The sequence below is a fragment of the Streptomyces sp. NPDC017529 genome, from assembly GCF_044329785.1.
GTDB lineage: Bacteria > Actinomycetota > Actinomycetes > Streptomycetales > Streptomycetaceae > Streptomyces.
Map to the genome: position 1 here is coordinate 62,491 of NZ_JBIRJY010000027.1, position 8,713 is coordinate 71,203.

The window sequence follows — 8,713 nt, forward strand, 5'->3', positions numbered from 1 at the left end:
CAGCGCAACAGGCCCCCGCCCGGATTGGGCGGGGGCCTGTCTGTTCTGAACCCCGCAGGAGCGGGGAGCAACATCGGATCCTAGCGGTAGCGGACGCTTCTCAAGGATCAGCCCGGCATGCGCCGGGAGCATCTATCAGTCCGCTTGGCGCGGCACAAGGCCCACGGGTCACCCCCGCAGGAGCGGGGAGTACGCGGAAGGCAGTGGTTCCCAAGGATCAACCCGACAGCGGTCGGGAGCATCTATCAACCCGCTTTGCGTAACACGACACCCACGGGCCACCTCCGCATGGGCGGAGACCAAGCCTCGAATCACGGTTTCATGCAAACGGCCATCGGGTCACCCCCGCACGGGGCGGGGGCCAGTGCGGGTGACGCTACTCCATCGACGCGCTGGCTTCCAGCTGTTCCCGGATCGTTTCGGCGGCCTCTTCACGGATCGTGATCCAGTAGTAGACGTCCACGTCGTGCGGGTTGGCCTTGAGCAGTTCGGGGCGCATCGGCTGCTCGTCGATGACCACGGCGTCCCGGCCGTCGAGGTCGATGAGCTGTTCCAGGGTTGCGTGGATGGCTTCGTGTGCCTCCCGGCGGCCCATGCCGTACTTCTCCGTGACCTCGTCCAGTAGGTCGTAGGTGGTGATGGAGCGGCCGGGATTGTTCGAGGCGATGACGGGTTGGGACTTGCGGTAGCGGGCGGCGAGTTCGTAGACGCGCTTGTCGGAGATGCCGAGGATCTGCGCGGCTTCCTGCGCGCCGTGCTCCTGGGCGAGGTCGTGGGCGATGCGGGCGCGGCGGGCGGCCACCAAGGCTTTCGCCTCATCGATGAGGGTGCCGGCCGCGTCGTAGCGCTCGCGGGGGGACAGGCCGTCGTGGTCGTCCCAGTTGATGGTCAGCGTCATGGTGGTCTCCGGTTCACATCGGGGTACTGACGGCGCGGTGGTCGATCCACCAGGCGGCGGTGGTGCGCTCGCCGTGGGTCAGGGCGGTGTGGAGAGCGGCGAGCAGGTCGCGGCGGGTGGCGTAGGTGCCGTAGCCGGGCGTGTTGGCCAGGGTGGGGATGTAGGTGATGCCGAGCGGGTCGCCGGTGGCTCCGGCGAGGTGGTAGGCGAGGCCGAAGCGGCGGTGCGGGGTGACGTCGAGGGCGGCGTGGATGCGGCGCAGGCGCAGCTCCTCGGCCCATGCGATCTGCTTCGGGGTGCCGGTCAGGGCCGGGAAGTGGAGGTCGGCGAGGATGCGGGCGCGGGTGGCCGGTGCGGTGCGGCGGGCGCGGGCCCGGCGGATCTGGCGGCCGAGGCGGATGCGGGTCTTGAGGGAGGCGGCGTCGATGTCCCACCGGCCGGCGGTCTTGGTGGCGGTGATGGCGCCGCGGGTGCACCAGGTGCGGATGGTGGTGACGGTGACCTGGGCTTCGGCTGCGGCGGTGGTGGTGTTCATTGGGTTCCCCTCCCTCTCGACAGCACCTATTCAACCCTAGGGTTGAATAGGTGTCAAGGGTAGGGTTGAACCTTGGGTGTGCGTCACCATCGGTATGGGCCGGGGGTGCAGACGCGGGCCTCTGCTGCGCGAAGCTGTGATCTCCCGATGCAAAGGAGTGGAGATGTCAGCGGAAGCGCTCTTACCTGAGCTGTATGCCGTGCAGCGGCTGGCTGTCCTGGCCCTTGACGACGGCAGGCTTGCCCGCGAGGTTCTGGTCCGGCGGGCTGCCGTGATGGACCGGCATACCGAGCTGGCTCCGTCCGGGACGGACGTGGCCAGCTCCCTGCTGGTCGCGGACGGAGTGGTGGCCGCGGCACAGTACGCCCGCGCCCTGCTCGCCCACGACCGGGAGCACGGCACCACCCGCGGCCCCATTCCTGCGGCCGCGCCATGCTGGGAGGCGCACCCGCTCGGCTATGCGCGGCAGGAGCACGCGGCGTGGGTCATGGAGCACGACGCGCCGTAGGCCGGCCCGCATGCGGAGTGAGCGGGAACGGCTGACCGGCTGGGTACTGCGGCGTACGGTGAGAGTCGGCTGGGCTCGGCGGCGCATCGGCTTCACTCGGCGCGGACCGCCGGGCCATCCGTACACCCTCGCACGCGGCACGGACAACGCCCCTCTCCAGGCCGAGAAGAGGGGCGTTACGTGCGGTCGGATTGGTTTAACGGCGTCCGTCGCGGATCTGGTAGATGCGAGCACGGGACAGATTGGCCGCGTTAGCGATAGCAGTGACGGGGTGCCCGGCGGCAAGGGCGTCGCGGATCGCCTGGTCCCGAGCTTCCTCTGCCTGCCCGATCCGGCTGGCAGCGACGGCGACGGGGCTCAGGTCGCCATTGGTGGCCGGGCGAACGGGAAGCGGCTCGTTGATCCGCCAGATGGAGTCCTGGTATCCGGCGATGATGCGCTGCGGGTCGGCGATGGTCTCCCAGCCGTTCTCCCGCAACCAGGTGAGGGCGGCCCACTGAACCTGACGCGCGACCTGAGAGTTGGCGAGCCCATCGGGGTAGATGCCAAGGTCATCGAAGGTGACGTAGGGGCATGTGTCGAGGAGGGAGCTGGGGTCGACGTCGGCGATGGCGTCTGCCTCCACGTCCCAGATGGTGATGGACACAGCGTCGTGCCCTTCCTCAATGATCGCCCTGTAGGGGAACCCCTCAACCTCTCGTACCTCGTTGGTAGCGTCGGTGACGGCAGCAAGCTCGTTGGTGTCGGCGGTCATAACGCCCCCTCTCGGCGCCACCTTGTGTAGCGCGCTACACATAGCGTGCGTCCATCGGGGCCTCATGTCAAGCGCGCTACACAATTCTGAGGTCATTCAGTCCAAGTGCCGGTGAGGGCGCTGGTGGTGAAGCCGGGCCCGTACGCCAGCATCAGCCCACGGTCCCCGTCGGCGGGCGGGGTGTCGTGGGTGCGGCGCAGCACGTCCAGGACGCTGATGCCACCGAGGTTGCCGGTTTCGGCGAGGCTGTCCCAGGAGTGCCGCAGATCCTCGCGGTCGAAGCCGAGGTGTCCGGTGATGGTGTTGAGGATGGCGGGCCCGCCGGCGTGCGCCAGGATGAAGCCCGGTTCCTGGTGGTCAGGCTGCGACGCGAGCCAGGTGGTGAGGGCGGGCATGGCGTCGGCGGGTGCGGTGAGGGCGGCACGGGTGGAGTCGAAGTGGAAGCCGTCGGCGTCCAGGCGGCCCCAGTAGCGGTCGCGGGAGTGCGGCAAGTGGTAGTGCCAGCTGTCGTCGATGCGCAGGCCCGGCCCGAGCGGTTCGCCGGTGACGATGCAGGCGCCGCCGGAGTCCCCGAACAGCCCCTTGTAGATCATGGCTTCGGTGCTGGTGTCCGTGTGGTGGTAGATGGTGGACAGCGGCTCCGCGACGACGACCAGGACCCGGGAGGCGGGCCGTGCGGCGACCTGGTCCGCGGCCATGGCGAGGGCGTGGGCGCCGCCGATGCAGCCCAGGCTGCCGAAGGCGAGACGCCGTACGTCCGGGCGCAGGCCGAGGCGTTCGATGAGGTGGATGTCCAGGTGGGGGAGGGCCCAGCCGACGGTGTGGCTGGTGACGATGCAGTCGATGTCGGAGGGGGCGAGGCGGGTGGCGTCGAGGGCGTGGCGGGCGGCCTGGGCGGCGAGGTCGACGCCGTCCGCGAACGCCTGCCGGTTGCGTTCTTCCAGGCTGGTGCGGCCGGACACGTAGGGGGACTCGAGGGCCTGGGTGAAGTAGCGGGTGGTGACGCCGACGTTGCGGACGGTGCGCAGCCACGCTCCCAGCCGCGGGTGGCCGGGGTGGCGGGCGGTGATGTCCGCGCAGATCTCCTCGGTGGTCACCTTGTGCGGGGGCAGCTCTATGGCGGGGCGGGAGACGTAGGCAGGCATCAGAGGCACTCCGCTTCTGCAGTCCTTGGCGGGGCTTCACCGTACGGTTGAACCCGCGACGATGTGCCCTGGGTCCTGGTCACGGTGTTATGACGCTTTTGCCCGCAGGTAGGGGCGGCGGGTCAGGGAGCGCTGCATCCCGGGCCGGAACAAGACCATCATGTGGCGGGCGTTCGGGTTGGACAGCAGCTCGGTGCCGAAAATCGTGGCCCGGCCCAGGGTGCCGTGCTCGCCGATCCCCGGGTGGAAGAGCGGGCGGTCGACGCCGTCGGGGTAGACCTGCACGGCGCTGCGCTCCTCGTACAGGCGGGCGGTGACCGGGTCGGCCAGGACCCGGCGTTCGATGCGGATGAGTGCCGAGTCGTTTCTGCCCGCCTGGTGGGCGCGGGCCGCGCGCAGCTGCGGCAGGACGTACGGCGCCCATGCCGCCTCCCACTCCGCCAGGACCAACCCGCGGGCCCGCGGGTCGAAGAGCATCCACTCGAGCATGTTCTCCGGCAGGTCATGGCCGGTGAAGATGGCGCGGAAGGGGCGGTTGGTGGCGATGAGGTTGTAGCTGCTGTCGATGACGTAGGAGATGTGGCTGATGCCGTCGATGGCGTCCTGCCACACGCCGGGCACCTCCAGTCCGGAGCGGGACCTGAGGGGGGCCGGCGGGTCTTCGCCGCGGGCGTAGCGGCACAGGGCGACCCATTCCTGCTCGTTCATGGCGAGGATGAGGGCGGCGTCGCGCAGCAGGTCGAACGGGGGGTTCTTGTAGCGGCCGGTCTCCAGGCGGTTGTAGGTGCCGGGGTTGCGCTGCAGGAGGGTGTCCATCTGGGCCTGGGCGAGGCCGACGGCGCGCCGGCCCTGGCGCTGGGGGCGCTGGAGGTGGTGGTCGGCGGGGTCGGTGCGGGCGCGGGCTTCTTGCAGCAGTGCGCGCAGCGCTTCGGCGTCCAAGGTGCGGGTCCCCCGTATCACGTGGTGCTGGTGGTGGGTAGTGGGTTGGTGGGTGCGGTTTTTACCTACAAAAACCGGACCGATGTATTTGGTTGAGAGAGCAGGCAGTCTGTTGCTGTGGGCATCCAGGCGGGTACCCGCAGCGTCCCGGGGTCACCGGGGCGGGCATGTCCCCGTGTTAACGGGGCGTGCTGTCGACAGTGCCGGGTAGGTCTGCGTCGGTAGTTCGCAGCCTGCTGGTGCGGGTCTACCGGCTACTGTCGTCGCAGGTTGCGGTCGGATTGGCATATGACGTGGCTGATAGGTGTAGCCCGCCGCTACCAGTTTGTCGATCGCTCGTTCGAGTGATGGGTTGAACGGGCAACGACTTCACGAAGTCGGCCGACCGGCCTCAGATGGCCATCCCCGAACGGGCGGCAATCTTGTCGAGCTTCCCGCCCAGCACAGTCGCGGGATCGTCGGTGATGGAGGCCAGGGCAACGGCGGCCGTGACGATGACGTCGCACAGTTCCTCGGCCACGTCCTGACGGGTGTGGGTGACGCCCTTGCGTGGGTTCTGCCCGATGACGCCGATCCACGCCTGGGCTACCTCGCCGGCTTCTTCGGTGAGCTTCAGCAGGCGCAGGGTGGTTTCGTGCTGGCTTCGGCCGTTCTCCTGGTCGAGCCAGGCGACGAGGCGACGGATCGTCGCCCAGTGGTCGGGGGTCAGCATCATGCCTCCTTGTTGGCGATGCGCAGCAGCACGTCCGCATGACACGGCAGGCTCTTGTGGCACCAGCACATCAGGTCCCGGCCCGCCAATTCGTCCCGTGCGTGCTCCAGCGATTGCGGATCATGACGCAGCCATGTCTCGTACGCTTCCGCGGCGCGGGCGTGCGCGGCCCGCTGGTTGTGCGCGGGGAACGCGGATTCCAGGCCGTGCGGGAGCTGTCTGCGGTGGCTGGCCCAGTTCACGGTCCACCCAGTGTCGCTGCTCGTCTGGACGACTACCCACGGGTTGCCCCAGCGGGTTCCACGCCCGACGTACACAGCGCCTTCGGGGGCACGCCAGCCGGGGGTGCGACGGCGCTGAATACGGTTCGGCATTACGCCTCCCCGCTTCCCGGCAGTGTCAGCTGCGCCTCCACGTGCCCTCGCGCCTGCCATTGCTCGCGGTACCGCTGGACGTCGCCCGAGCACTCCTTGCGGTGGTGGAAGACGGCAGAGCCGTCCGGCAGGTCCGGCCGCCACAGGTTCGGCCCGGGAAAACTGACCGTCTTCATGCGGGCTGTGATGGCCTCGCCGCAGCCGAGGCAGTGCCCGGCCGGTATCGACATGATCTCCTCCGCGTGCCGCATCTGCCGCTGGATGAGGTCCTGCTGGATCTCGTGCGAACACGGGGGCAGCTCGCCACAAGCCACGCACAGGGCGTAGTGCTCGGGCAGCAGATCCCACCTGTGATCGGCCGGGGCCGTCAGGGAGAAGCGCTCGGGCCCGTCAGAGCCGGCGGGTTGAATGACGATGTGGACGGGGCGTCCTCGCCACGTCTCCTTCTCGGGGCGCGGTCCGCGCTGGAATCTGTCCCAGTCGCGGAGCGCCCCATCGAAGGCCTGCTCGTACCTGTCATCCCACAGGTCGAGGGGGCGCTCGCGGATCTCCAGCACGCGGTAGGGCTTGCGTTCGTAGATGATGACCATGCCCGGTTCAAGGACGGTGGACTGGTCACGAAAGCTCCGGTCATACATGCGCTCGGCCTGGCGGCCCTTAGCGGTGGAGGCGCTACCGATGCGGCTGGCTTGGGGGGTGAAGCGGTGGACGGTGGCCTGCCGGACGGGGGTGCGGCTGCGCCAGTACAGCTTGCCGTTGATGTACGTCGCCATCACGCCTCCTGGGTGGGTTCGTAGTCGTGCCAGGCGTCGTCCTCATCGCCCTGCGCGGCGCACGTACGGCACTTCCCGACGGAGACGGGTTCGTCAGATTCGGTGTGCTGGTCTGCTGGGTGCTTGCACACCTTGCACTGCGTGGCGTTGGGGCGTAGCAGGTGGTCTTGCCATGCCGCGACGGCGTATCCCTGCCAGATGGCCATAGGAGACATCCAGCCGCAGACGCAGGTCAGCGCGACCGTGTCCCTTTGCCGCTCGGTCCAGCGCGGCCGGTGCTGCTCGACGGTGTCCGCGTGGTCGGGGCAGACGTAACCGGAGGCGACCGTCGGGCGGACCTGCTTCCATCCCTTGGCGGACCGGTCCGGCTCGGTGGTGTGGCCGCTCATGGTGGCGTAAGCGTCGAACTGGCGCAGGCATCCGGCGAAGAGGCAGGATCTGCGGAACGGCTGCTCAATCTCGGCGGCGGTCTCTGACGGGGTGAGGGCGGCGATCGTGGCGCAGGGCCAGTCGACGTCGCCGTGATCGGCGCACAGGTCGCAGTAGCCGGCGTCCTCGTTGCGGGTGTGCAGGGCCCGGACGCGGTTGAGGGCTGCGGCGGCTTCGCAGGTGGTGTCGGTGTGCTGGGCCAGCGCCAGGTACTCGCCGGCGGTGTCGGCCTGCTGCTGCTCTATCTCATCGGCGACCCGGTCGAGGATTCCGGCGATGGCGAGGAGGGTGTAGCGGTGGTCGCCGGGCGTGTCGTGGGCGATCTGCTTCAGGAATTCGATGGTCTTGCGGGAGTCGTAGCGGATCTGCTCGGGAGCGGAGCGCTTGCGGAGCACGAACGGCTTGGTCGGGCTGGCGTCGGTCACCGCGCGGTCCTCTCGATCTGGTGGGTGTGGGCGAGGTAGGAGGCGTACGCCTGCTCGGTGAACCGCCATGCGGCTGGCGTGTGCCTCATGGGCCGCCATGGCTCCGGCTCCACCAACGTCTCCAGCTCGCCACTGTGATCGAGGTACAGACCGACACCCCAAAAACCGAACTCGATGAGCGTCTCCATGCGCGGACGCCGGGTGATGATCAGCGACCTTTCGCACATCGGGGCGAAGCTCGTGACCTTGCCGAGAACGGTGGCGCAGGCGGTCGCGGAGCGGACAGCGGCCCGGACGATGCGGCAAGGGCGGAGCAGGAGCCGGGTGACGACCGGCTCACGCCGCGAGCCGGTGATGCGGAAGACGTGGCCGGGCGTGTGGCGTACGACGTTTTGCTGGCGGGTGGTCAGGGCCTGCCAGGGGACGGCTTCGGCGTGGGGGAGGGACAGGCAGGTCTCGAGTACGTCCGGGGACAGGACGGGGCCAGCCCGGCGGTCCTGGCGGCGCTGGTGTTCGGTGGGGTCGATGGCGAGGTGCAGAGTTGCTCCGCTGCAGCCGCTGAAGGACGGCACCGCCACAGTCTCGGGGATGGTGTCGTCGGTCACGGCTTCTCCTCGGCGGGCGCAGCGCGGTGGCAGAGACACTGGCAAGGGGACTTGCACCATTTGCAAACGGCCGGGGTCTTGGCGCCGCAGAGTCCGGTGTGGGACTGGCAGTAGCCGTGTTCGCCGTGCAGGCAGCCGGTGGACAGGTAGCGGTGCGGGCTCGGGACGGTTTCTGCGGCGGCGAGGGCACATTGGATCGTGTCCATGGCGTCGTTCCAGCCCGTGGAGTGGGCCACGGCGGTCTCGACAGGGTCGGGTCGGGACGGAGGGAGCTGAGCGGTCACGGTCCAGGCGTTCGCCAGGGCGGCCCGCAGCTTGGCGTTCTCGCTCCGCAGGTCGTTGAGCATCACATCGGTCGCGGCGTCACTGATACGCAGCGCTTCCGTGATCTCTTCGTCAGCGACGGCCTGGACGGCGGGGATGATGCCCTGCCTCTGGTCGCAGGGTTTTTCGGCGTCCCGGTTGAGAGCGTCCAGGTACCGCAGGCTGCGCTCGTCGATCGGCGGGGTGGCGGTCACGGCTGTCCTACCTTTCAAGCGTGGTTGCTCTGGTCATTCGTAAGATCGGAGGGCCCAGGGGCTCTGGGCATGGCTGTCATGGTTTCGACCCAGTTGAT

At 68.9% G+C, this 8,713-nt stretch carries 12 protein-coding genes; 1 reads left to right on the top strand and 11 read right to left on the bottom strand.

Annotated elements, in window-relative coordinates; all coding sequences use genetic code 11:
* Positions 1 to 376: 376 nt before the first annotated feature.
* Positions 377 to 898, bottom strand: a complete 522-nt coding sequence (locus ACH4K4_RS35490) for a hypothetical protein (protein ID WP_398173437.1) — start codon at positions 896 to 898, stop codon at positions 377 to 379.
* Between the two features lie 13 nt (positions 899 to 911).
* Complete coding sequence (locus ACH4K4_RS35495) at positions 912 to 1,433, bottom strand: hypothetical protein (protein WP_398173439.1); 522 nt, start codon at positions 1,431 to 1,433, stop codon at positions 912 to 914.
* Between the two features lie 163 nt (positions 1,434 to 1,596).
* Between ACH4K4_RS35495 and ACH4K4_RS35500 the strand changes: the two genes are divergently transcribed.
* Positions 1,597 to 1,941 (top strand): hypothetical protein, encoded by a 345-nt coding sequence (locus ACH4K4_RS35500; protein WP_398173441.1) that lies wholly within the window; start codon positions 1,597 to 1,599, stop codon positions 1,939 to 1,941.
* A gap of 196 nt (positions 1,942 to 2,137) precedes the next feature.
* On the opposite strand, the gene ACH4K4_RS35505 is transcribed toward ACH4K4_RS35500, so the two are convergent.
* The 9 genes from ACH4K4_RS35505 to ACH4K4_RS35545 form a co-directional block, all read right to left on the bottom strand.
* Positions 2,138 to 2,695, bottom strand: coding sequence for a hypothetical protein (locus tag ACH4K4_RS35505; RefSeq protein ID WP_398173443.1), 558 nt, complete (start codon positions 2,693 to 2,695; stop codon positions 2,138 to 2,140).
* Positions 2,696 to 2,787: 92 nt separating this feature from the next.
* Positions 2,788 to 3,840 (bottom strand): type III polyketide synthase, encoded by a 1,053-nt coding sequence (locus tag ACH4K4_RS35510; protein WP_398173445.1) that lies wholly within the window; start codon positions 3,838 to 3,840, stop codon positions 2,788 to 2,790.
* 87 nt (positions 3,841 to 3,927) lie between these two features.
* Positions 3,928 to 4,800, bottom strand: coding sequence for an XRE family transcriptional regulator (locus tag ACH4K4_RS35515; protein WP_398173447.1), 873 nt, complete (start codon positions 4,798 to 4,800; stop codon positions 3,928 to 3,930).
* A 370-nt stretch (positions 4,801 to 5,170) separates the two neighbouring features.
* Positions 5,171 to 5,494 (bottom strand): MazG-like family protein, encoded by a 324-nt coding sequence (locus tag ACH4K4_RS35520; protein ID WP_398173449.1) that lies wholly within the window; start codon positions 5,492 to 5,494, stop codon positions 5,171 to 5,173.
* Positions 5,491 to 5,925: a DUF4326 domain-containing protein gene (locus ACH4K4_RS35525; protein WP_398173451.1), complete on the bottom strand. Its 435-nt coding sequence runs from the start codon at positions 5,923 to 5,925 to the stop codon at positions 5,491 to 5,493. The genes ACH4K4_RS35520 and ACH4K4_RS35525 overlap by 4 nt, the downstream gene beginning before the upstream one ends.
* On the bottom strand, positions 5,865 to 6,638 hold the full coding sequence (locus ACH4K4_RS35530; RefSeq protein WP_398173453.1) for a hypothetical protein: 774 nt from the start codon (positions 6,636 to 6,638) through the stop codon (positions 5,865 to 5,867). Before ACH4K4_RS35530 ends, ACH4K4_RS35525 begins: the two co-directional genes overlap by 61 nt.
* Positions 6,638 to 7,492: a hypothetical protein gene (locus ACH4K4_RS35535; RefSeq protein WP_398173455.1), complete on the bottom strand. Its 855-nt coding sequence runs from the start codon at positions 7,490 to 7,492 to the stop codon at positions 6,638 to 6,640. Before ACH4K4_RS35535 ends, ACH4K4_RS35530 begins: the two co-directional genes overlap by 1 nt.
* Entirely contained in the window at positions 7,489 to 8,097 is a 609-nt protein-coding gene (locus tag ACH4K4_RS35540; RefSeq protein WP_398173457.1) for a hypothetical protein, read from the bottom strand. The genes ACH4K4_RS35535 and ACH4K4_RS35540 overlap by 4 nt, the downstream gene beginning before the upstream one ends.
* The gene (locus tag ACH4K4_RS35545) at positions 8,094 to 8,615 is read right to left on the bottom strand and encodes a hypothetical protein (RefSeq protein ID WP_398173459.1); all 522 of its coding nucleotides are present in this window, start codon (positions 8,613 to 8,615) and stop codon (positions 8,094 to 8,096) included. The genes ACH4K4_RS35540 and ACH4K4_RS35545 overlap by 4 nt, the downstream gene beginning before the upstream one ends.
* Positions 8,616 to 8,713: the final 98 nt, after the last annotated feature.

Coding starts and splice junctions, on each gene's coding strand:
- ACH4K4_RS35490 (WP_398173437.1), bottom strand. CDS start 898: ATGACGCTGACCATCAACTGGGACGACCACGACGGCCTGTCCCCCCGC.
- ACH4K4_RS35495 (WP_398173439.1), bottom strand. CDS start 1,433: ATGAACACCACCACCGCCGCAGCCGAAGCCCAGGTCACCGTCACCACC.
- ACH4K4_RS35500 (WP_398173441.1), top strand. CDS start 1,597: ATGTCAGCGGAAGCGCTCTTACCTGAGCTGTATGCCGTGCAGCGGCTG.
- ACH4K4_RS35505 (WP_398173443.1), bottom strand. CDS start 2,695: ATGACCGCCGACACCAACGAGCTTGCTGCCGTCACCGACGCTACCAAC.
- ACH4K4_RS35510 (WP_398173445.1), bottom strand. CDS start 3,840: ATGCCTGCCTACGTCTCCCGCCCCGCCATAGAGCTGCCCCCGCACAAG.
- ACH4K4_RS35520 (WP_398173449.1), bottom strand. CDS start 5,494: ATGATGCTGACCCCCGACCACTGGGCGACGATCCGTCGCCTCGTCGCC.
- ACH4K4_RS35525 (WP_398173451.1), bottom strand. CDS start 5,925: ATGGCAGGCGCGAGGGCACGTGGAGGCGCAGCTGACACTGCCGGGAAG.
- ACH4K4_RS35530 (WP_398173453.1), bottom strand. CDS start 6,638: ATGGCGACGTACATCAACGGCAAGCTGTACTGGCGCAGCCGCACCCCC.